Raw genomic sequence first — 23305 nt, 5'->3', positions numbered from 1 at the left:
AATCAATGAATATTGGAGGTTACAATGAAAAAAATAACTGAAATGACTCATCCTACTCGCAAGTCGGAAAAAGTGATTCAATTCGGCGAAGGAAACTTTATGCGAGGCTTTTTTAACTGGCAGCTACAGCAGATGAATAAGCAAGGTCTCTTCAATGGCAGCGCTGTAGTAGTCCAACCAATTCAACAAGGTCTAGGATCTCTATTGGCGGAGCAGAATCATTTGTATACGGTAATTTTAGAAGGATTAGCAGACGGCCGTCCTGTCCAAACCTCTGAGATCATCACGACGATTAGCCGCGTATTGAATCCCTATGAACAATGGCAGGATTATTTAGCTCTAGCTGAAATTGATGACTTGGACATCATTGTTTCCAATACGACTGAAGCAGGAATTGCCTTTGATCCTCAAGATAAACGGACAGATATGCCGCCAAAAAGTTTTCCGGCTAAATTAACTGCGCTGCTCTATCAACGATACCAAGCGAATAAATCAGGTTACACGATCATTCCCTGTGAGTTGATCGATCGAAATGGAGAAAAATTAAAAGCGTGTATCCAACAATATTGCTCACTGTGGCAACTAGAGGACAGCTTTCATACTTGGTTAGAAAATGAAAATACTTTCTGCTGTAGTTTAGTCGATCGAATCGTTCCTGGTTACCCCCAATCAAAAGCAGAGGAGTTGAATCAATTACACGGGTATGAGGACCGTTTGATGGTCACTGCCGAACCATTCATGTTGTGGGTGATCGAAGACCCATCGCATACCGTATCTCAGAAACTTCCATTGCCAGCTGCGAGTTTGAATGTAATCTTTACTGAAGACCTAACCCCCTATCGTGAACGGAAGGTGCATCTTTTGAATGGGCCTCATACAGCCATGGTCCCTCTGGCCCTTCTAGCTGGTTTGGCAACGGTTGAAGAGGTGATGCTTGATCCTGATTTTACATGCTTCATTGATGAGCTATTCAATGAAGAACTGATTCCTATGCTAGACCTGCCGCAAGAAGAATTGATCCAGTATGCGGAACAGATCAAAGAACGGTTTAAAAATCCTTATGTTCATCATCAACTGCAGTCGATCGCCTTGAATAGCGTCTCAAAATTTAAAGCACGTCTCTTGCCGTTGTTGCTCCGTCATCATCAGCAACAGTTACTGCCGCCAAGAATCATTGCATCATTAGCCGGACTGATTTACTTGTATTTAACGACCGATTGTCAAGACGATGAAGCTGTGCTAGCTCTCTTTGAAAAGGCACGGGCGCTCGACTCTTCTAAACAAGTCAGTTTTATTCTAGGACAAGAAAAGTTATGGGGAGTGGACTTGAGCGTGTTCAACAAAGAAGTTTCACAAATGGTAGTGCTACTTTCATACAAGGGTTCTCGACACCTCGTTGACTCATTAAAAAATGAGCCGACTCAAAAAAAGGCGGAATGATTATGACAGAAATAAAAAACAAAAGCGATTTTCTCAAATTGCATCCAAAAGACAATGTTGCGGTTGCTCTGCATGCAATCACGAAAGAGACACAGCTTACATTTGAAGGCCGATCCTATAGTTTTACAGAGGAGATTCCTCAAGGTCACAAGATCGCACTTATTGATTTGAATAAAGGCGATCACGTCATCAAGTATGGTTACCCTATTGGTCATCTTTTGTCCGATGTAAAAGCTGGACAGTGTTTACATACCCACAATGTCAAGACCAATCTTTCAGGAACGCTGGCTTATACCTATGAGCCGAATCTACAACCAGTAGTGTATCCAAAAAGCCAATTGACTTTTAAAGGCTACCGGAGAAAAAATGGCAAAGTCGGGATTCGTAATGATTTGTATGTCGTACCCACAGTGGGCTGTATCAATGGAATCGCTGAGATCATCGTCGAAAATTTCAAACAAAGTCGTCCCGACTTAGGAACCTTTGACTCGGTCACGATTCTCAAACATCCTTATGGGTGTTCTCAATTAGGGCAAGATCACCAAAACACCCGGCAAATTTTGATTGATGCTGTGCAACACCCAAATGCTGGTGGGGTGCTCGTTTTCGGACTCGGATGTGAGAACAATACGGTCGCTGAATTTAAAGAAAAGCTAGGTGATTATGACACAGATCGTGTCAAATTCTTAGTCGCTCAAGAAAGCCAAGATGAAATCGAAGCGGGTGAAGCATTATTGCACGAATTGCTGCAAGCAGCCAAAGATGATCGACGTGAAGACGTTCCGTTGAGTGAGTTAAAAGTTGGCTTAAAATGCGGCGGCTCAGATGGATTTTCTGGTATCACTGCCAACCCGTTATTAGGAGCATTTTCAGATTTCTTGGTTTCTCAAGGTGGCAGCACTGTGTTGACGGAAGTACCGGAAATGTTTGGTGCCGAGCAAGTATTGATGTCTCGTGCCAAAGACCAAGCAACTTTTGAAAAGATTCTTCATCTGATCAATGACTTTAAAGATTATTTTCTTTCGTATGGCGAACCTGTTTATGAGAATCCTTCTCCAGGCAATAAAGCGGGTGGAATCACCACATTGGAAGATAAGTCTTTAGGCTGCACGCAAAAATCCGGCACCTCTGCGGTCGTCGACGTCTTGAAATACGGAGATAAAATCCGCGAAAGCGGTCTCAGTCTTCTTGAAGGACCTGGTAATGACCTAGTGGCTGCTTCTGCTCTCGCTTCGGCTGATTGTCAGTTGGTCTTATTTACGACAGGACGAGGAACCCCCTTTGGTGCCTTTGTCCCTACGATGAAAGTTGCCACCAACCAAGAATTATTCGAGAAGAAACCCCATTGGATGGATTTCAATGCAGGTCGGTTATTATATGAACCAATGGAAGACGTTCTCGCTGATTTTATTCAAGCGATCATTGCGGTCGCTAGTGGGACCAAAACCCGTAATGAAGCAAATAATGTTCGAGAAATCGCCATCTTCAAGAATGGTGTCACTTTATAAACGAAGAAAAGAGGAAGCCAATGTTTTTAAATGATGATTTTTTACTAACGAATGACTTTGCCAAAGATTTGTATCATCAATACGCCAAGAAAATGCCTATCATTGACTACCACTGCCATTTAGATCCCCAAGAGATTTATGATGATCATCCTTTCCGAAATATCACCGAAGCTTGGTTGGCCGGTGACCACTACAAATGGCGGTTGATGCGGGCATGTGGAGTAGATGAATCGTTGATTACTGGCGAAGCAGCGGATTATGACAAATTTATTGCTTGGTGCCAGACAGTTCCTAAAATTATCGGCAACCCCCTTTACGTCTGGACCCACTTGGAGTTAAAACGTTTCTTTGGTGTCGATCTTATGATCAATGAAGAAAACGCGCCAGAAATCTGGCAAATCGTCAACCAAAAATTGCAATCAAAGACCTTTAGCAGAAGAGAAATCATCGCCAACAGCAATGTGCAACTCATTTGTACTACCGATGATCCGACAGATTCACTAGCATTTCATCGCAAATTGGCTAACGAAGAAAGCCGCTTTCGGGTATTACCAACCTTTCGTCCTGATAAAGCCTTAAATATCCAACAAAGTGGATTTAACGACTATATCGATCAATTAGCAACAGTTGTTGGCCACAGGATCGATAGCTATGAAGATTTGTTAACAGCACTTGACTGCCGAATTACTTTTTTTCACCAAATGAATTGTCGCTTATCCGATCACGCATTGGATCACTTGCATTTCCTAGAAAACAGCGTGTCTCCTCAAGCTATCTTTGAAAAAGCGAGAAATCAGGAAATCATTACAGAAGCAGAAGCAGCAGTCTATCGCTCTGCCCTCTTGCTTCATTTATTTGAACAATATCACAACCATGACTGGACGATGCAACTGCATCTTCATGCTTATAGAAACTGCAACACGAATATGCTCAATCAATTGGGACCTGACACAGGTTATGACGGCATCAACGATCAGCCGATCACTGGCTCACTTCAAGCATTACTGGATGCTGCGGAGAGGAAAGAGGCTCTTCCTCAAACGATTTTGTATTCATTGAATCCTAATGATTATGACGTACTGGTGGCACTGATGGGCTGTTATCAAAAAGAAAGTAAAAATAAAATACAATTAGGTTCTGGCTGGTGGTACAACGATACCCGTGCCGGCATGCGTCAGCAATTGACGAAGTTTGCAGATGGTAGCGTGTTAGCAAATTTTGTTGGTATGCTGACTGATTCCCGTAGTTTTCTTTCGTATACCAGACATGAATATTTCCGAAGAGTTTTTTGTGAATGGTTGGGAGAACTCATTCTTCGCGGCGAAGCACCATGTGATACCAGACAGTTAAAAGAATTTGTTGAAGGTATCTGTTACCAAAATGCAGCGGATTATTTTGATTTTTAGAGGTGGATGATGGTTAAACTAATTATTGCCGGTGATTCAACTGCTGCAACAAAAATGAATGACAAGCGTCCGGAAACTGGCTGGGGAGAAAAATACCAACCTTCCTCTCCCCAGAGGTTACGGTCATTCATTTAGCAATGAATGGACGTTCAACCAAAAGCTTCATTCAAGAAGAACGCCTCTTGCACGCAGAGCAACTACTTGCACCCGGAGACTATTTCTTGATTCAGTTTGGGCATAACGATCAGAAAACAGATCCTGAACGAGGAACGACGCCAAAAGAACATCAAGAAAATTTAGCACAGTTTATTGCTGTTGCACAAAAAAGCAAGCAAATCCAGTTTTACTGACTTCTATCACTCGCTTGAAGTTCCATCAGCATAATGACTTGGATCCCCTAACCGTGGGACCTTATCCAGAAGCTATGAGAGATTTTGCTGCTGCCTTTGAGATTCCTTGTCTGGATATATTCACGATGACGCAAAACTATTTTTCCACATTTGCAACTAGGCAAGCTCGCCAGTTTTTTTTTTGCATCTTTCAAAAAACGAATATCCGAATTATCCCGAAGGTATCAGTGACAATACTCACTTGAATGATCAAGGGGCTTTAATCGTTGCTCGCTTGATTTGTCAAGCAATCAAAGAAGCGAATCTTTCTCTCAGCAGTGAGATATTGCTGTAATTCGGTTAGAATTCTTTGTTTACCAATCAACAACAAGCAACGTGTTTTTCTCCCTTTGGAAACACGTTGCTTGTTTATTTCAGCTATGTGAATGTCGCAGCCTTAGTGAATTAAGGGCTTGTTTCTTACTTTGTTTTATTATGAAAAAAGGTTGAACTTTACGGATAGAAAATTTTTTTACTGAGGCGCATCTTCAAACATCCAAACCAGCGAGCCGTGATACTCCCCGACATGATCCGTTGGTCGCAATAACAGCTTCAATCGATTCTCAGCTAATGTGGCGGATCCACTGCCTTCCCAGACCGGCTGTGCTTTGTCCGACAAGAGAATATCCCCTGTTTTATCAACAAAAATCAGCGCATCTCGCAGCTCTTGTTGCTGACTGTTTTTAAGCGGCGTATCGATTTTTACTTTCACTGTCCATTTGCTTTTTTCTAAGCGACTGTTATCTTCCACTTTGATTGGCTGACTTTCAGCAAAAAGATACTGATTAAAAGCTGGAATAGGGTGTGTTCCAAAAGATAAGACTGCCGGCACTTGCAGCCTTGGTCCTGACTCAGGAACAAACACGCGAGTTTCTGCTGCTGATTGATCCCCCTCTTTATTCTCTAGATATAATTTTACCTCTTTATTAAGCCATTCTTCTGGTACTTCGAAAACGACCGAGTCTTCCGTTTGTGTATTTCCCACATCATAGTTTCTTAGCACCTGTTTTTTCTCTCCATATTGGGCAACAACTTGGACGCTTTGATGGCTGTCATGGGAAAGGTCATAAGATAACTTGACTTCTTTAGAAAAGCGTGGAATCACGATTCTTTGTTGTCGGTCTTTTAATGTAAAGAGTAGTGGGACACCTTTTTTGTAACGATGGAAAACTTCTTGAGAATCTGGCATGACAATGATGTGGTCTTTTTCTTCTCGGATCGGATAGTACCCAGTAATGGTGGGATAGAACGAAGATAAATCAACAGAATGGGTGATCAGCCCTCTGATTTCCCCCGAATCTAAGAGCGGTTGATTGTTTTCATCAACAAATTTGATCTTCACTTCGTTATAGTAGTAAATGGACGCAGAAAGTTTTCCGATTAACTGTTCACCATCACCAATATCTTCATAAAGAATTGGTTGAAGTTGAAAACAGTCATTCTCGATCAGTGCAGGATCGACCGGTTGTTCTGCACTTCCAGTAAAGGTGTGGTGAATGGTAAACTGATAACTATTGTCATAAAAGGCCCGGTTTTTTAGTGTAGAAGCTTTTGCATGAACAAGCAAATTCCCCTCATCATCGATGGTCTGGTCAAACCAATTTGTTCGATCCGTTCCAGAAAAATCTTTGATCTCGACTCCTTTTAATTGAAACTGATTTTGATCTGGATTTTCGATTCTGTAAGATAAAGTTGTTCGAGAATTGTTTGTTTCAGTGTAAGGAACTGTTTGTTGGAAACGAGTGATCACTTCATTGTTTTCGATGTTCTGAGTGGCTAGTGTTTGTGGATAGGCATAAGGAAATTCAACTGCTGGGAAAAAAACGGATAAATACTTTAATTCAGATATCCCAGCGATAGAAGATCTTGAGTCATTATTTTTGACAATAAACTGAAACTTCGAGATAGATTTTGTTGTGATTGCCAGTTTACAAGCATCATCTGACCAATTATCTGCGTTTCCTTGTCCTTTTAACGTCAAAGTGCCTTGCTCGTCTTCGCTGTATTGGATCGTGGAATCGGGAGCAGCAAAGATATGTTCTATGGCAGTAGCAGCCTGAGGAATTCGTATGTCTTTCCATTTGTTCAAACCCATTTCATTAAAAGTCGTCTTTAGTTGAATTGGCTGCATCTTATCGTCTAAAAATTCATAGGTGATTTCTGAGGTACCATTTGCCCATATTTTCAATCTTAGAAATTCGTTTTTCGTGATAAGCATATCCGCACCTGAAGGTTCCAACATCTTGACAGTCACCTTGACATTGACCGGATGCCCTTGATAATACCCAACATTTCTTATCAGAGCAGCGCTCTCTTTTACAGAATTAATCCCAGTAACTATTCTTTCACTATTCACGACTCCAGACACTTTTTCTATCGTGGTTGATTCACCATTTCTCATAATAAAAGCATTATCTGCAGGAATCTTCTCGGTTAAAGCGTTGCGATAATAAGAGGAATCTGTGATCGAGCCCTCCGTTTGGGCAGCTGCCTTTTGCGTACTAACAAAGACACTACAAATAAATAGCATTGCTACTAGAAACCATTTTTTCATCTTAATCCTCCTAATTTAATTTGTTCTTTCTATCAATTGATTTAGTGGAAAATCGATAGAACCCCTAATTTATTTACTCATATCCAATGACAATTGAATAGTCTAAAAAATTTATCAAATAAAGAAAAAAACTAGAGCAAAGCTGCAAGAAAACTAACTGTTTGTTCTTTAGTAAGCGGCTCCCCCCTTCTTCTTGATCGAACTTGGCTAGAACCACGATCCGCCTTCTCAGAGAAGAGGTTCTTCCATTCATTTTTTTATCGGAAAATTCGACAAAGAAAACCCCTACTCTTTGCAAAATCCATTGAGGATGTGCGAAGAATAGGAGCTTTTTTGATTGCTAAGTTCGCCTGTTTTAGAAATCAGGAACTTAGGAGGATTACTCAGGCTGTTTGCCAATATAAGCCAAAATACCACCGTCCACATAGAGAACATGTCCGTTGACAAAATTAGAAGCGTCAGAAGCCAAGAAGACAGCAGGACCGGCTAAGTCTACGGGCTCTCCCCAACGCGCTGCTGGCGTTTTTGCCACAATGAACTGATCAAAGGGATGACGAGATCCATCTGGTTGGATCTCTCTTAAGGGTGCAGTTTGCGGTGTCGCGATATAACCAGGGCCAATGCCGTTACACTGAATGTTTGCTTCACCAAACTCAGAACAGATGTTTTTGGTTAGCATTTTAAGCCCACCTTTAGCAGCTGCATAACCAGCAACGGTTTCGCGGCCAAGTTCACTCATCATAGAACAAATATTGATAATTTTGCCATGTCCTTTTTTGATCATGGAAGGCAAAACGGCTTTAGAAACGATGAATGGCGCATTCAAATCAACATCAACTACCTGACGGAAATCAGCGGCTGACATCTCCAACATTGGGATCCGTTTGATGATCCCTGCATTGTTGACTAAGATATCAATGACACCTACTTCTTCCTCTATGGTTTTGACCATTTCATTGACTGCTGCTTCATCGGTGACATCACAGACATAGCCATGGGCTTTGATGCCGGCTGCTTGATAATTTTTTAAGCCTTCATCGACTGATTCTTGTGTTAAATTATTAAAGACGATCGTTGCACCAGCTGCTGCCAAAGATTGGGCGATCGTAAAGCCAATCCCATAAACTGCGCCGGTAACTAATGCAATCTTGCCATCTAAACGAAAGTGATCCATTGAAAAATCCATCTTCATCCTTCTTTCTTTTATTATTTCAACTCATCCATGGGAACCATGTCCATATCTGTGTATGTGATGTTCTCCCCGCACATTGCCCAAATAAAGGAATAGTTGCTTGTTCCGACTCCAGAATGGATCGACCAACTTGGGGAAATGACTGCTTGCTCTTCTGCGACTACTAAATGTTTGGTTTCATCTGGTTTACCCATCATATGGAAAACTTTTGTGTCCTCATTGGCGAAATCAAAATAAACATAGGCTTCCATACGGCGTTCATGGGTATGACAAGGCATCGTATTCCAAGCGCTACCTGGTTCTAAAATCGTATACCCCATTTGCAGCTGGCAACTTTCACACACATTCGGATGAATATACTGATAAATCTTCCGTTCATTCAGCGTCAAGCCTTCACCTGTTTCCATTGGTTTGACCTGATCGATACTGATTTTTACATTCGGGTATTTATGATGTGCCGGTACACTGGATACATAGAATTTCGCCGGATCATTTGGATCTTTTGAAGAAAAGACTACATGTTTCGTTTCTTTTCCGATATAGTATCCGTCTTGCTTTTTCATGTCTTCTTTGGTGCCGTCAATTTCAATGGTTCCTGCACCGCCAATATTGATCACACCTAGTTCACGGCGTTCCAAAAAGTATTCTACGCCTAACTCTTTGCTCAATTGAATCTCTAATGGTTGATCCGTAGGCGTTACTCCGCCAAAGATCATGCGATCATTATGGGTATAAGTCAACTGGATCGTTCCGGGTACAAAAATTTTCTCTACCAAAAATTCATTGCGTAATTGTTCGGTACTATAGTGTCGAATATCTGCTGGGCTGTGTGTATAACGGGTTTCCATTTCTTGCATGCTGGTTCCTCCTAGCGAATGATTTTTCCAGATCCGGCTGCTAAAAATTCAGCTACTTCCGCTTCTGTAAATTGATTACAATCTCCATGAATCGTGTGCTTTAATGCAGATGCTGCGGTAGCAAAGTCAATGGTTTCCTGAGAGGAATACCCACTTAGAATGCCATGCAGGACGCCTGCACAAAAAGCATCCCCTCCGCCTACTCGATCAACAATAGGATCGATGCGGTGTTCTTGAGAAGCTGCATATTGGCCGTTATGCCAAAGAGTACCCATCAATGTATTAGCACTGGCGGAAAGCACTTCTCGTTTTGTCGAATAAAACAGTTCAATATTCGGATAACGCTGGTTCATTTGTTGGTAATAATACAGCAACTCATTTCCTTGCCCTGTATAGGCTGGAATCTCCATAAAAACTTGTGCATCCAACTTGCCCGCCGAACAATAATCGACCAAAGGAAGGATTTCCTTTAGAAAGGCGGCGGCTTCATTTGTCGTCCACAGTTTGCCACGATAATTGATATCGAAACTGATTTTGCAACCTGCTTTTTTCGCACGCTTAACAAGTGAAAGGGTCAAATCCCGCCACGTCTCGGATAACGCTGGTGTAATGCCGGATACATGGAAAAGTGCGACATCTTTAAAGATCGCTTCTGACCATTCATTGGTCTTGATTTCCGCAAAACTTGACCCTGCACGGTCATAAATGACTTTTGCTGCACGTTCTCCTACACCAGATTCCATATAGTAAGTACCCAGCCGGGGACCACCGCTTAGAAGCAGACTGCAATCCACTCCGTAATTGCGTAAATGATGGGTAACAGCTTTTCCGAGATCATTTGCCGGGACTTTACTTGCAAAAGAGACGTCGTGCCCATAGTTAGCTAAAGAGATAGCAACATTTGCTTCACCACCGCCATAGTGTGCAGCAAAATGTCCGCTTTGCTCCAAGCGTACACCAGAACTAGTCGATAAGCGCAACATAATCTCGCCTAAGGTAATAATTCTAGTCATCTCAGTTACCTCGAATGTCATTTAACTTGGCCACATATTGTGAAGCAACCGCTGTCACTTTCTCGAAATCACCACTAGCAGCTGGCGCTAACAAATTACCACCGACACCAACAGCGACCACTCCGGCATTGAACCACTCAGACATATTTTCCAAGCTGACTCCGCCAGTAGGCATAATATTCAATTGGGGCAATGGTGCTTTGAAAGCGGAAATGATACTAGGACCATAGGCACTTCCTGGAAACAGCTTGATGATGTCTGCGCCTGATTTCAAGGCTTCTTTCATTTCAGTGATCGTCATACAGCCTGGCAAATAAGGTACTTGATACAAATTACAAATCTCAGCTGTATCGCGATCAAATGTCGGACTGACGATATACTCTGCGCCAGCCATAATCGCTAAGCGGGCAGTCACTGCGTCAAGTACCGTGCCAGCTCCTATGATCACTTCTTGGTCCTCTTGATAGTCATTGACTAACTCTGCAATCACTTCAGCAGCTTGCGGAACCGTGAAGGTCAATTCAATTCCTTTAATACCGCCTCGGACGATGGCACGACTAGCTTCCAGCGCTTCTTGCCTTGTAGTGCCTCGAACGACTGCAACGATTCCACAGGCTTTTAACTTTGATAATCGCTCTACTTTTTTCATAAACCCCTCCGTTCTTAATTTCCTATTTGGAAATTAAGTTTTATTATAAAGAAATCTTATCTTTATTATACCTGGTCTTTTTTCTTTTGCAAGGGGTTTCCAAAAGTATTTCAAATAGCTGCTTCGATTTTATCTTTTGTGGCACGTATTTCTTGAAGCAATGTTTGTTTATAGCTCTCGGTCAATCGGTATTTTGGCAGACTGACTGAGAAAGCACCGACAATTTCCTCATCTTTCAAAAGAGCCGCGCCGATACAAAAAATCTCTTTCTCCATTTCTTCATCATCAAAAGCGATCTTCAGCTGACGCACTTCTCTTAACTCTTGATTTAATTTAAGAACATTCGTGATGGTGTTCTCAGTATAAGGTTGTAAAGGTGTTTCATCTAAATAAGCTTCATAGCTTGTCTCATCGAATTCTGCCAATACAGCTTTCCCCATCGCTGAGCTATATAAAGGTCTTGAAATTCCCACCTTCGACGACATGCGAATAGTTTGATTTTGAGGTTCCAGTTTATTGACATACAAGATTTCATTCGCTGTCAAAACCCCCAAATGGATGGTCTCATCGGCTTTTTCCTGCAATTCTTCCAAAAATGGCAGACTGATCTCTACCAAGTCAAGTTCTTGAATATTTTTATTGGCATATTTGACGAGTTTAGATCCTAAGCGGTATTCTTTTTGCTTGTCCTTTGCAACATAGGCGATCAGCTGTAATGTTTCGAGAATCTTTAACGCGGTTGAATTGGTTAAGTCTGTAGCAGCTGCGATCTCTTGCAACGATTTGTTGGGTTCTTCCGCAAGATAATCCATGATTTTCGCGGCTTTAATCAAAACAGTCCCATAGGGTTTCGTCATTTGTATTCCACCTTTGTTTTTTCTATATAAGAAATTATAATCTCTTATAATGAAATAAACAACCAAACTTATCCATCTTCTCTTGCGAAGACGGTGTAAGAAGGTTGTTTAAAAAAAGGATAAAGAAAAAAGTTTTACTTTCTGTTTCTCTTCATTGTATGATGATGTTACTACGAAAAGGAGCAATAGCATGGACTTAAATGTATTGACCAAAGGAAAAAAAATTTCCGAAAGCGAGCAGCACATCCTCACTTATTTGGTGTCTCATACGGACAAAATCGAAGGCGTCCCTTTGCGAAAAATCGCGCAAGAGCTTTATACTTCTCCAGCAACACTGGTGCGATTAGCACAAAAATTAGGTTTTTCCGGCTATTTGGAATTACTTTATTTCTTAAAAAATCGGCTGAATCGTCAAATGACCACTGAAGCAGCCATTGACTATCAGATCAACACAGAAGGCATTGCAGCCTCTATTGATGCGATCAAAGAAATTTATGCTCAAAACAATGATAAATTCATTACCATTTATGCCACTGGCTTTTCTGGTATCATAGCAGAATACCTTCATAAAAAAATGTTGGTTAATGGTATTAAAACTTTACTGGTGAGTGCTTCTGATTCCGGCGGTATCATTAGTAATAATATCGACAACATCAGTATGCTGATCACGATTTCTAAATCGGGGGAGACACAGAAAGTGCTAGAAAAAATGCAACTAGCGAATGACCATCAAATCCCCACTGTCCTTTTTTGCGGCAATGGTGAACACCGAGCCCATCAACTAGCAAATTTTTCTTTTGGTGTCACTGATGAACGACCATATGATACGCAGAACATCCAATATACGAGTTTTTACGGAAAGCTTTTACTGCTAATGGAGTACCTCGTAGAGGCATTTACTGCCGAAATCAACTAAAAGAGTCCGGGGCTTCAACATATGGAGTAGCCAAAAAATTCTAGGATCACCCCTGCTATCTGGCTGGCCCGCTTCGCATCTAATCGATAAATGAAGCCATTCAGTTGCTTTCAGGTCGTTCAATCTTGTTGTTCAATCTTGTTGTTCAATCTCGCTGATACTTCAGCCGCAACCTTTTCTGCTAGTCAAAATAATGTTCAGCGAGCGACGCGTAGGCTGCGCTCGTTTTTTGATTCGGCGTAATGGTCTGCAAGTGGTCTCTTGCTGCCAAACGATGACCAAAATAAAGATCATAAAGACCAAAAATTGGTTCGTTTGCCGGTGACAAATAACATGTCACGCCCAAGATATCAGCTGTTAATTGTGCAATGGCTTTCGATTGGAAAACGCCACCGCTGATCGTCACTTCATCGGTAATTGCTGCCATTTCTTTTAAAACACCAATATTCAACAACATCCCCTCAATTGCTCCACGAATCATATCTGCCCGAGTATGTTGAATCGTCAAACCATGATAAGACGCCTTGATATCAGATGTCCAATAAGGAGCCCGTTCCCCATTGATAAACGGAAAAAAGCGCAGACCATGGCTACCGATTATGGTTTCTTCAATGATTCTTGGGAGGCTTTCATAGAAAGTGTCAGGATCTTGTGCCAATGTTTCTTTGATCCAAGCAAGGACGCACCCCCCATTATTCGACGGAGCACCAATGACATATTGACCTTCTTTAAGGTAATAACAAAAATTTTGCCGCTGATCGAACACCGGTTGATCCGTCACCTTTCGAACAGCAGCACTAGTGCCGATCGTCAAACTATTTTTGATTCCAGTCGATACATACCCTGCATAAGCCGCCAAACAGCCATCACTGGCGCCGCACATGATCTCTACTGTTTCATTCAATCCATAGCGAGCGGCAGCGGACGCAGCAATAGGAAACCGATCGGTCGTGTCACAGATTGGCGCAAACTGTTCAATGGAAAGGTCCAAATAGTGAAGAATCTCTTGACTCCAATTTTTTTCTTCAAGGGAGTAGAGGCCTGTTGCCGATGCAGTACTTCGGTCGATCCAAGGAGCTCCGGTAAATAAAAGCATCACCAATTCTTTCAGCCCATACCATTTTGTCTTACCATCAAAACCGCCAGCGGATTTGAAGTGAAGCAACTTAGCAAATGGCGACATCGCATGGATCGGTGTCCCAGTCTGCCGATAAAACGATTCTGACAATGAGGATTGACGAAACTCTGCAATCACTTGGCTAGCCTGATTATCTGACCAAATATAGATTTCTTCAAATTTCTCATTTATCACTGGCATTAGACTATGCATCGCTGTACTGAACCCAATCGCTGTTATTTGCTCTCGTAAAGAGGAGGGAATCTCCGTGATCCCTTTCAAAAGTACAGCTATAATTTCTGACGCAGACTGTGTGCGACCTTTTTCTGTTTTGGTATAAATAGGAAAAGAACGTTGATAAATGATTTTCCGTTCTTCCAACAAACCGATTTTTATTGCCGTCGTTCCAATATCAATCCCTAAAAACATTCCTCTCGCTCCCTTATCTCTGCTAATTCATTTCTATTTTAGCATACTTAAAAAAGATCCCCACAAAAAGACCATTGCTCATCTCCCTTTGAATTCTTGATAAACATTTAGAATGTCAGTGATTCCAGCAAAAAAATCCGAATGATTGACAAGAGGGTTGGCAAACATCCAGCTTGCAGCCATCAACTACTGCACCACAGATGCACTCCCTCTCGTTTATCATTCAGATCCTCTATCTCCTCTGTCATCCTCAGACTTTTTAGTGAGCACTAATTGTTGTAAGTTTTTTCAAAGTGACATCTTTTGATCAGAAATGTTTCTCAGCATGTGAAACATTTTAGTGGAGTCCCGGCCAATAATCACCATTTTCTGAGACCAGATCATCTAAGAGATCTTTGGCTACTTTTGCGCTAGGAATGGTTTTGGAAAGGGTTAACGCCTGCCACATTTTTTGGTAACTCTTTTCCACATATGCCTCCACCACTAATTTTTCCACAGTGACTTGTTGGAACATCAAGGCTTGTTGGAAAGATGGTATCTTGCCTTGTGCCAAAGCTTCTGGTCCATCAGAGCCAACAATACAAGGAACTTCCACCATGGCATCATCAGGAAAGTTAGCGATTGCCCCGTTATTCTCAACAATCATGACCATTCGTTCATGCGTATTGAACGCAATTGCTCGTGCCAGATCCACAATAAAGGTTGCATGAGCATCGATTTCAAATGCGATACCCTCTGCCGATCCTTGTTCGATGATTTTTTTCGCATGGTCGAAGACTCGCTTTTCTCTTCCTTCCATGACCTCATTCGAACGCGTATATTCGGGATGCTCTTTCATATGATCATAAACGTAATCTGGGTATAAGTAATATTTTAAATACGTATTTGGCAAATACTCTGGTGTCAGAGCCAAAAGATCTTTGGCTTTTTTGTGGGTTTCTTGCCAACTAGGATCTGTATGTTGGGTGTCCACTTCAACTTGAGTGAGATAGCCATTCTGTGCAACATATTCCCTGATTTGTTGGATGTATTCGTTGCCTTCTTTGTCCTTGATGCTGGTCCACCAGCCAAAATGATTCAAGCCAAAATAACGAACTTCTAAGTCTGCTGGATTTTTATCAATAATTTGCGACATCCGTCGCAAGGTGCCCACTGGCATATCGCAAATATTCAACACTTTTGCGTCAGGTCGCAACACACGACAGGCTTCTGCTACAATCGCTGCCGGATTCGAATAATTTAACATCCAGCAATCTGGCGAATACGTTTCCATATAATCAATGATTTCCAACATTCCGGTGATACTGCGCATACCATAAGCGATACCGCCAGGTCCGCAAGTCTCTTGACCGAACACACCATGGCGTAGAGGAACCTTCTCGTCTTTTTCCCGCATGTCATATTTGCCTACTCGAATATGAGCCATACAAAAGTCAGCACCAGTAAAAGCTGCTTGCGGATCCGTCGTATAAGAAAATTCGATCTGTGGTGCCTGTTCTTTTAATAAGATCGTCAATGCTTCACCTAAAGTTCTTTGTCGCGCTTCATCATTATCATAAAGTGTCAGCTTTCTCAATGGGAAGCGGTTTTGATTATCTAACAGCATCATCACGATCCCTGGTGTGAAGGTACTTCCTCCACCGGCAATCACTACTGAAAAATTCTTCATCATTCAATCTCTCCTTCTCGTCCAAGAAACTTTTCTAATTCTTCTCGTACTTTTGGTACAGTCAATCCATAAACAACATGGACATTCTCACCATTCTTGATAACGCCTTTGGCTTGGGTTTCTTCTTTTAGCAATGTCTCATCCACTAGTTCTGGATTTTTTAGTTTCAAACGCAATCGTGTGTAACAGTTGTCAATCGTTTTAATATTACTGTCTCCACCTAAACCTTTCGTGATCAATGCTGAAATCGAGTCCGTTGGTACAGATGAAGGGATTACTTCTGCCGTCACTCCAACACCAGCTCCTGCTAACCGTTTCTCTTTGTACTCTTTTTTTGAATACAATTTTGTTTCATTCCCTTCATCTTCCCGACCGACTGTTTTCAAATTCATTTTGGTAATCAAAAAGCGGAAAAGAGCATAATAGAGAAAGAAAAATACTATGCCAACGGCGATATAGATGGGCCAGCGAGTCTTTTCAATCCCTAACGGCAAGTTATACAAAAGGAAATCAATAAAGCCATTCGGACCAATCGCTCTTGAGCCAAAAATATTCAATGCAACCATACTCAGTCCACTTAATGCGGAATGGATCACGAACAAAACTGGTGCAACGAACATAAACGAAAATTCGATCGGTTCCGTTACCCCAGCAATAAAGGAAGTCACCACTGCTGGGATCAAAATAGCTTTGACCTTGACTCTATTCTCTGGTTTTGCGGTCTGATACATAGCTAGACAGGCACCAAGCAAGCCAAACATTTTTGAAATTCCTCGTGCATCCCAGATGACACTTTGCGAGAGAACCTTTACTGCCGGATCCGCAATTTCTGCAAAGTAAATGTTACGGGCTCCTTCAAAGACTTGACCACCGACTTCAGCGACTCCTCCAAGTGATGTATAGAGAAATGGCGTATAGATCAGATGATGGAGTCCAGTTGGAATCAATAATCTTTCTAGCGTCCCATACAAGAAGATGCCGAAGTTTCCTGTTTCTTGAATGATTCCACCTAAGCCATCAATACCCGTTTGAATCACTGGCCATACGATCGAAGACAGAATGGCCAACAAAACGACGGCTGGAATCAAAATGATAAACACAAAACGAGCACCACCATATACCTGAAAGGCGTTATTGAACGTGGTATCGATGAAACGATTATGAATCAATGCAACAATAATTCCTAAAATGATTCCTAAAAAAACACCCATGTCTAAAACTTGAATCCCTAAGACCAGTGCTTGTCCTGATCCTTGAAGTGCATCTGCCGCTACTAGCATCCCCCGAAGTTCCAAGAATTTATTCATGGCATATAAGAATACCAGATAGCCTAATAACGCTGTAAAACCGGCTTCTGCCTTTTTCTTTTTGGCAAGACCAAGAGCGATCCCTACACAAAATATGATGCCGAGATTCGTCAAAATCGGTAGGAGCGAAGCAGATAATATACTCCCAAAACCAGTTGTGATCGGATTATCCAAAAATGGGAAACGCTCAATCAAACGAACATTTGTGAAAACATTACCAATTGCGATCAAGATTCCGGCAATCGGCAATATCAGTACCGGAACAAACATGGCTTTCGAAAACTTCTGCATCGCATCCATCACTTTTTCTTTCATTGATGAAACTCCTTTACTTTTTTATCGGTAGGTTTATTATAGGGAAGTTTGGCGTCCATTGGAACAGGAACCGCTTTCAAATCAACCTGTTGCAAAGTTTGGAATGCGTTTCAGCATTCTAACAAACTCCGCACAAGAAAAATAAAAAAGCGAACCTCGAATTGGCTCGCTTGAGATAACGTGATAGACGATTTTTTGATCATAACGGCTTCACAAAAAACAATTCCAACGGCTGTTCAAAACCTGGTACGTCCATAAGCAACCCACCGGCATCTTTGTAGCCACATTTTCGATAGAAACGCTGACTGCTCTCATCAGACTGAGTAGAGGTCATACACATCCCATACCCTTGTTTCCGCATTTCTGCTTCCCAAAGGCGGAGGAAGTGCCTTCCTCTCCCTTTTCTCTGCTGGGATTCGTTGACCACCAGCATGGTACAAAAGGGAATGGTATCCCAAAACAATTGGTAGCGAAGAATCCCCACAGGTTCTTCCTCATCGGTTAAGATCAACGCCTGTTGATCTTGGAACTTTTTTGCTAATCCTGCTTTTGACAAATGATTATCTAGCTCTAGCCAGAATGTCGTATCCCTTTTTTGCGCATAACGAATCTTCAGCATCTTGGTTTCTCCTTGTTTTTTCCTGAATCGTAAAGCAGCACTATTTTTCTGTTGTTTCTCGGTATTCTTTCAACACAGCCAGAAACGCATCACCGTATTTATCTAACTTGTTTTGACCAACACCTTTGATCTGTAGAAATTCGATAGGGGTTTTAGGCTGCTGCTCCGCAAGTTCCCGCAATGTCTTGTCCGAAAAGACGACATACGGCGGCAAGTTTTGTTCTTGTGCGAGCGTCAATCGCAGGGAACGTAATTGGTCAAACAGTTCGTCATCGACGACCAATTGACGTACTTTGGCTTGTTTCCGGTAAACCTTTGCCTTGCCTAAAAGAACCTCTACACCGGCAGCTGACACACTGAGCAGGGGGTATTGTCCTTCCGAAGGGACTAAATAGCCTGATGCGGTTAAGTAGTCAATGAGTTGATTGACTTCTTTTTGTGACCAATCTTTCAACAAACCATAGGTTGGCAATTTTTCAAATCCCCATTGGGTGACTTTCTGATCTGCTGATCCGGTCAACACTTTCCCCACTAACTTTTTGCCAAAACGTTCACCCATTCGTTTCACACAGGACAACACTTTTTGCGTCTCAACGGTGATATCTACCTGTTCTCGTTCATCTAAGCAATTGCTGCAGCGGCCACAATCGGGACCGTCTTCCCCAAAATACCGCAATATGTAACGTTGAAGACACATTTGTGTATGCCCATATTGACTCATTTCTCTCAACTTGAGGTATTCATTTTGACGATACTGAATATCGGACTCAGATTGATCGATAAAAAACTGCTGAATCTGTAAATCCTGCGGAGCGTATAATAAAATGGCTTCGCTAGGTTCACCATCTCGTCCGGCACGTCCGGCTTCTTGATAATAAGATTCTAAATTACCGGGGATCTGGGCGTGGATCACAAAGCGCACATTGCTCTTGTTGATTCCCATACCAAAAGCATTGGTTGCTACCATCACTTGAAGACGATCAAAAAGAAAATCTTCTTGGTTTTGCGTACGTTCTTCTTCAGTTAATCCGCCATGATAGCGTCCAGCATTGATAGATTGTTGTTTCAATAAACGATAGATTCGTTCGACTTCTTTGCGTGTGCTGGCATAAATAATCCCTGATTGCCCTTTGTTCATCTTTAAATAGGTCAGCAAATAAGTATCTTTCTGCTCTTTGATAACTTCAAAAGATAGATTTTCGCGAGCAAAACCCGTTTTCACTTGGTTCTCTGGTGGAATCAGCAACAGTCGTTCAATATCTTGGGCAACTTTTGGCGTTGCTGTAGCTGTCAATGCCACCACCGTTGGCCTCTGATCAAAACTATGGATCGTTTCCGCTAAGCGTAAATAGCTAGGACGAAAATCATGTCCCCATTGTGAAATACAGTGGGCTTCATCAACAGCGAGTAGGGATATAGGAACATAGCGCAGCAATTCGCGAAAATGATCTGATTCCAAACGCTCTGGAGCGACATACAGGAGCTTGATTTCTCCTTTCGATGCTTGCCTTAACCTTTGGTTGATTTCCGGAGCTGATAAGGTACTATTGATATAAGCGGCCGGGATACCCATGTCATTCAATGCATCTACTTGATCTTTCATCAATGAAATCAATGGTGAAATAACTAATGTCAGACCGTCTAACAATAAAGCCGGGAGCTGATAACATACAGATTTTCCTCCGCCAGTCGGCATGATGCCTAAAACATTTTGATGAGAAAGAATGGCATTGATGATTGATTCTTGACCTTCCCGAAAGCTGGTATAACCGAATTTATCTCTTAAAACTTGATTGATTGATTGCATAATATCCTCTTTTCCATGTCCATTATACGAGAAAATCCAGTCATTTGAAATGGGAACAGTTTGGGAATCACTTTCGACAGGAACTTTCAGTCTTTGATTTTTTGAGAAGAATATGGAACAATGATTGAAACAAAAAAGGAGTTTGCAGTTTTATGGAAAAAATCGTAATTATCGGTGGCGGCATCATTGGGATGACCTTAGCAAATTATCTAGATACGACGAAGTACCAAGTGACCGTGGTTGACGACCCTACGGGACAAGCTACTAAAGCGAGTGCCGGGATCATTTCCCCCTGGCTTTCGAAACGGCGAAACAAACGATGGTATCAATTAGCTAAAGATGGGGCTGCTTTTTTCGAAAAATTGACACAAGATTTCTCACTGACCACAGATATTTATCAACGCTCAGGTACATTGATCATTCGCCCAGAAAATCAGTTGGCAGCATTAGCGGAACTGGCGGAGGAACGGCGCAAAGAGGCACCGGAAATCGGTCAAATCACCTGTCTTTCTCCTGCTGAAACGCAGCAAGCTTTACCTTTGCTCAAACCACTACCGGCTTTGAAAATTTCCGGAGGAGGTCGACTAGATGGCGCTGCTTATCTAGCGTTCCTAGAAGAACGGGCCCGTACCAATGGGGTCGTTTTCATCCAAGGGAAGGCTAGACTTTATAAAGAAAAAAATTGGGTCGTTTCTACTAGATACGCAGAAATTCCAGCGGATCATGTTTGTTTAACCGCCGGACCAGGATTAGGCCAACTGTTAGAACACTTGAACTACCACGTCGATGTTCGTCCCCAAAAAGGACAGCTGCTCTCCTTCGAAACGACAGCGTCAGCAAAAGATTGGCCAGTGGCGATGTTAGAAGGCGAAGGCGATTTGATTCCTTTTGCGAATGGGAAGATCCTTTTAGGAGCAACTCACGAAAATGATGGCGGTTGGGATCTGACTCCCACTGAAGCAGCAAAGCAACAATTGCTGACTGGCATCGGTTCATTTTTGGCAGCCCCAGAGAAATTGTTTGCTGCACCAATGACAGTTCGCGTAGGAACACGGGCCTATACTTCTGACTTTGCGCCATTTTTTGGACTGCTTCCCAGTGAGCCAGGATTAGTGGTCGCCAGCGGACTGGGGTCTTCTGGATTAACCACAGGTCCCTATATCGGTTATTTACTGGCTGAATATTTTAATCAAGGTCAGAACCCTTCTGAAAAGCAAAAACTTTTTGAGAAATATAGTAAACCTATAGCTGCCTATATTACTCAACGTCACTGATGGTAAAAAAAAGGAGCTGTGACAAAAGTCTTGTCGCAGCTCTTTCTTTCGAACAATTGGACAGAATATGCCGCAGCTGTTTTTGCCAGGTGCATCTCCCCTCTTGTTAAACCTCTTTTTTTCTTGAATTTAAGCGTTTAAAATTACCTTTTCTAATAGGGCACCGGCTTGATGATTTCCTTCAAGACCGATCGTTCCTGAAAATTGTTGGACACGTTCCATGTTCGTGATTAGGACGATGACCATCGTTTCTTTGCCTTGTTGTTCGATATAAGGCAAGTCCATCGCTGCTAGTTTCGATTGTGGGGTTACTTGCTCTCCTACTTTTACGAATACTTCAAAGCCTTTGCCATCAAGAGAAACTGTATCGATTCCCATATGGACTAGAACTTCCACACCATTCGATGTGGTAATTCCCACCGCATGTTTGGAAGGGAAAACCGAAGTGACTTCACCACTGACTGGCGAATAGATTTGGCCGTCTTTAGAGTGAATGGCATACCCTTCACCCATCATTTTTGTTGAAAACACTTCGTCGGGTACATCTTCCAATGGAATGTATTCTCCTTGCGTTACAGCATGCAAATCAAGTTCGTTGGTGAAGGTTTCTGTTTCTGCTTGATTAGGGACTAGGAAATAAGTCAGAGCAAAAGAGGAACCGATCGCCAAGACAATGCCTAGGACCGCATAGATAAAGTATTCACCAATATAAGCCGGCAAACTAAAGATACTGGATAAAATATAGCCATAGATCCTTACGCCAAAAAAGCTGATGAACGCTGATGCAATCGAACTACCGATGGTAGCTGCTAAAAATGCTTTTTTATATTTTGATAAAATCCCAAACAATGCTGGCTCAGTGATGCCCAGCAATCCTGACACAGCTGAGGACAAAATGATTGATTTTTCTTCTTTTGATCTTACTTTAAAGTAGATCGCTGCGGTTGCGCCGGTGATCGCCATATTTGCCATGAACATCATTGGCATCAACATATCATACCCTTGATTGGCAAAGTTTTGTAATGCGATTGGCGTCATTGCATGGTGTAATCCGGTAAAGATCGCAATTGGACGAATAGCACCTACAACAATTCCTGCCAATACAGGAGAAATCGTAAACAAGCCAGCTACACCATCTGCAAGCAAATTGCCTAAATGAATACTGATTGGACCAATAACTGTCAGTGTAATCAGTCCAGCCACAAACAAGGAAATCGTCGGTGTAAAGACGGTCCGCAGAACTTGCGGCAATACCTTGTCTACCCAGCGATAAATGTAGCTTAATGCTAAAACAGCAAAAATGATTGGAATAACGGTACCCGCATAATTGAAAACGGGAACTGGTAAAACCCCAAACAGTCGAAAGGCCGAAATATTGCCTTCAGCAACTGCATTCGTCATCGTTGGAAATTGTAATGTTGCAGCAATGGCGATCGCCAAGTATTGATTCGTTTTAAAGATGCGCGCAGCAGAAGCAGCAACAAAAAATGGCAAGAAGGTAAATACGCCGCTGGCGATCATATCAATGACTAAATACGTATCTGTTTGATTGGAAATCACATTTAAGGCAACCAATCCTGCCATCAACCCTTTAATCATTCCTGCCCCAGCGATTGCTGGAACAATTGGTCCGAATACACCGGAGACTGTATCCATAAACAACGAGACAGCGCCTTTTTTCTCTGAAGACTCTTGACTCTTTTCATCCAAACCAAGTTCTTTGGCTAATGGAGCATAATAATCCGCTACATCTGTACCGATCACCACTTGGAGCTGATTGCTTTGATATTTCGTTCCCACCACTTTAGGTATTTTTTCTAAAGCAGTATAGTCAACTTTCTTTTCATCCTTCAAATCAAAACGAAGCCGCGTCATACAATGCCAAGCATTATTGATATTCTCGGATCCACCAACATCTTTTATGATCTGTTTTACGATGTCTTCTTTCATCATCATTTTTTCCTCCTGTTGTTTGCTAACGGACTTG

Annotated in this window: 20 protein-coding genes; 8 read left to right on the top strand and 12 right to left on the bottom strand. The window is 42.0% G+C overall.

Features of this window, described 5'->3' with window-relative positions; translation table 11 throughout:
* Positions 1 to 24: 24 nt before the first annotated feature.
* From IGJ28_RS09700 to IGJ28_RS09675, 6 genes are all read left to right on the top strand, one after another.
* A complete protein-coding gene (locus tag IGJ28_RS09700) occupies positions 25 to 1440 on the top strand; it encodes a tagaturonate reductase (protein WP_252711858.1) in 1416 nt (471 codons plus the stop codon).
* Between the two features lie 2 nt (positions 1441 to 1442).
* Positions 1443 to 2948: a UxaA family hydrolase gene (locus IGJ28_RS09695; RefSeq protein WP_252711857.1), complete on the top strand. Its 1506-nt coding sequence runs from the start codon at positions 1443 to 1445 to the stop codon at positions 2946 to 2948.
* Positions 2949 to 2968: 20 nt separating this feature from the next.
* On the top strand, positions 2969 to 4354 hold the full coding sequence (uxaC, locus tag IGJ28_RS09690) for a glucuronate isomerase (RefSeq protein ID WP_138371788.1): 1386 nt from the start codon (positions 2969 to 2971) through the stop codon (positions 4352 to 4354).
* A gap of 9 nt (positions 4355 to 4363) precedes the next feature.
* Positions 4364 to 4489: a hypothetical protein gene (locus tag IGJ28_RS09685; protein WP_301554794.1), complete on the top strand. Its 126-nt coding sequence runs from the start codon at positions 4364 to 4366 to the stop codon at positions 4487 to 4489.
* Between the two features lie 2 nt (positions 4490 to 4491).
* Positions 4492 to 4704 (top strand): hypothetical protein, encoded by a 213-nt coding sequence (locus IGJ28_RS09680; RefSeq protein ID WP_311809718.1) that lies wholly within the window; start codon positions 4492 to 4494, stop codon positions 4702 to 4704.
* A 181-nt stretch (positions 4705 to 4885) separates the two neighbouring features.
* On the top strand, positions 4886 to 5038 hold the full coding sequence (locus IGJ28_RS09675; protein WP_237559012.1) for a hypothetical protein: 153 nt from the start codon (positions 4886 to 4888) through the stop codon (positions 5036 to 5038).
* Positions 5039 to 5215: 177 nt separating this feature from the next.
* On the opposite strand, the gene IGJ28_RS09670 is transcribed toward IGJ28_RS09675, so the two are convergent.
* The 6 genes from IGJ28_RS09670 to IGJ28_RS09645 all read right to left on the bottom strand — a co-directional run bounded on the left by IGJ28_RS09670 (position 5216) and on the right by IGJ28_RS09645 (position 11871).
* Positions 5216 to 7297 carry a hypothetical protein gene (locus IGJ28_RS09670; RefSeq protein WP_135171963.1) on the bottom strand — a complete coding sequence of 694 codons (2082 nt, stop codon included), beginning with the start codon at positions 7295 to 7297 and terminating at the stop codon, positions 5216 to 5218.
* Positions 7298 to 7676: 379 nt separating this feature from the next.
* On the bottom strand, positions 7677 to 8483 hold the full coding sequence (locus IGJ28_RS09665; protein WP_034704712.1) for a gluconate 5-dehydrogenase: 807 nt from the start codon (positions 8481 to 8483) through the stop codon (positions 7677 to 7679).
* Positions 8484 to 8503: 20 nt separating this feature from the next.
* Positions 8504 to 9346 (bottom strand): 5-dehydro-4-deoxy-D-glucuronate isomerase, encoded by an 843-nt coding sequence (gene kduI / locus IGJ28_RS09660; RefSeq protein WP_003127152.1) that lies wholly within the window; start codon positions 9344 to 9346, stop codon positions 8504 to 8506.
* Positions 9347 to 9357: 11 nt separating this feature from the next.
* Complete coding sequence (locus tag IGJ28_RS09655) at positions 9358 to 10359, bottom strand: sugar kinase (RefSeq protein ID WP_103300039.1); 1002 nt, start codon at positions 10357 to 10359, stop codon at positions 9358 to 9360.
* 1 nt (position 10360) lies between these two features.
* On the bottom strand, positions 10361 to 11008 hold the full coding sequence (locus IGJ28_RS09650; protein ID WP_003127150.1) for a bifunctional 4-hydroxy-2-oxoglutarate aldolase/2-dehydro-3-deoxy-phosphogluconate aldolase: 648 nt from the start codon (positions 11006 to 11008) through the stop codon (positions 10361 to 10363).
* A 110-nt stretch (positions 11009 to 11118) separates the two neighbouring features.
* Positions 11119 to 11871 (bottom strand): IclR family transcriptional regulator, encoded by a 753-nt coding sequence (locus IGJ28_RS09645; protein WP_252711895.1) that lies wholly within the window; start codon positions 11869 to 11871, stop codon positions 11119 to 11121.
* A 184-nt stretch (positions 11872 to 12055) separates the two neighbouring features.
* On the opposite strand from IGJ28_RS09645, the gene IGJ28_RS09640 reads away from it, so the two are divergent.
* Positions 12056 to 12781, top strand: coding sequence for a MurR/RpiR family transcriptional regulator (locus IGJ28_RS09640; protein WP_086269236.1), 726 nt, complete (start codon positions 12056 to 12058; stop codon positions 12779 to 12781).
* Between the two features lie 181 nt (positions 12782 to 12962).
* Here IGJ28_RS09640 and IGJ28_RS09635 read toward each other — a convergent pair whose 3' ends face one another.
* The 5 genes from IGJ28_RS09635 to recQ all read right to left on the bottom strand — a co-directional run bounded on the left by IGJ28_RS09635 (position 12963) and on the right by recQ (position 20044).
* Positions 12963 to 14327, bottom strand: a complete 1365-nt coding sequence (locus tag IGJ28_RS09635; RefSeq protein WP_252711855.1) for a gluconokinase — start codon at positions 14325 to 14327, stop codon at positions 12963 to 12965.
* 337 nt (positions 14328 to 14664) lie between these two features.
* Positions 14665 to 15996 (bottom strand): 6-phospho-alpha-glucosidase, encoded by a 1332-nt coding sequence (locus IGJ28_RS09630; RefSeq protein ID WP_003127146.1) that lies wholly within the window; start codon positions 15994 to 15996, stop codon positions 14665 to 14667.
* Positions 15996 to 17618 carry a PTS transporter subunit EIIC gene (locus IGJ28_RS09625; protein ID WP_252711854.1) on the bottom strand — a complete coding sequence of 541 codons (1623 nt, stop codon included), beginning with the start codon at positions 17616 to 17618 and terminating at the stop codon, positions 15996 to 15998. The genes IGJ28_RS09630 and IGJ28_RS09625 overlap by 1 nt, the downstream gene beginning before the upstream one ends.
* Positions 17619 to 17817: 199 nt before the next feature.
* On the bottom strand, positions 17818 to 18237 hold the full coding sequence (locus IGJ28_RS09620) for a GNAT family N-acetyltransferase (RefSeq protein WP_252711853.1): 420 nt from the start codon (positions 18235 to 18237) through the stop codon (positions 17818 to 17820).
* Positions 18238 to 18277: 40 nt separating this feature from the next.
* On the bottom strand, positions 18278 to 20044 hold the full coding sequence (gene recQ, locus IGJ28_RS09615; protein ID WP_438845344.1) for a DNA helicase RecQ: 1767 nt from the start codon (positions 20042 to 20044) through the stop codon (positions 18278 to 18280).
* Between the two features lie 152 nt (positions 20045 to 20196).
* On the opposite strand from recQ, the gene IGJ28_RS09610 reads away from it, so the two are divergent.
* Positions 20197 to 21318 (top strand): NAD(P)/FAD-dependent oxidoreductase, encoded by a 1122-nt coding sequence (locus IGJ28_RS09610; RefSeq protein ID WP_171917720.1) that lies wholly within the window; start codon positions 20197 to 20199, stop codon positions 21316 to 21318.
* A 129-nt stretch (positions 21319 to 21447) separates the two neighbouring features.
* Here IGJ28_RS09610 and IGJ28_RS09605 read toward each other — a convergent pair whose 3' ends face one another.
* Entirely contained in the window at positions 21448 to 23271 is a 1824-nt protein-coding gene (locus IGJ28_RS09605; protein WP_103300103.1) for a glucose PTS transporter subunit IIA, read from the bottom strand.
* Between the last annotated feature and the right edge of the window lie 34 nt (positions 23272 to 23305).

The sequence above is a fragment of the Enterococcus sp. AZ091 genome (assembly GCF_051714805.1).
In the GTDB taxonomy this organism is placed as follows: Bacteria; Bacillota; Bacilli; order Lactobacillales; family Enterococcaceae; genus Enterococcus_D; species Enterococcus_D gallinarum.
The sequence above is the reverse complement of the archived record's forward strand: the minus strand, read 5'-3'. Positions and strand labels throughout refer to the sequence as shown.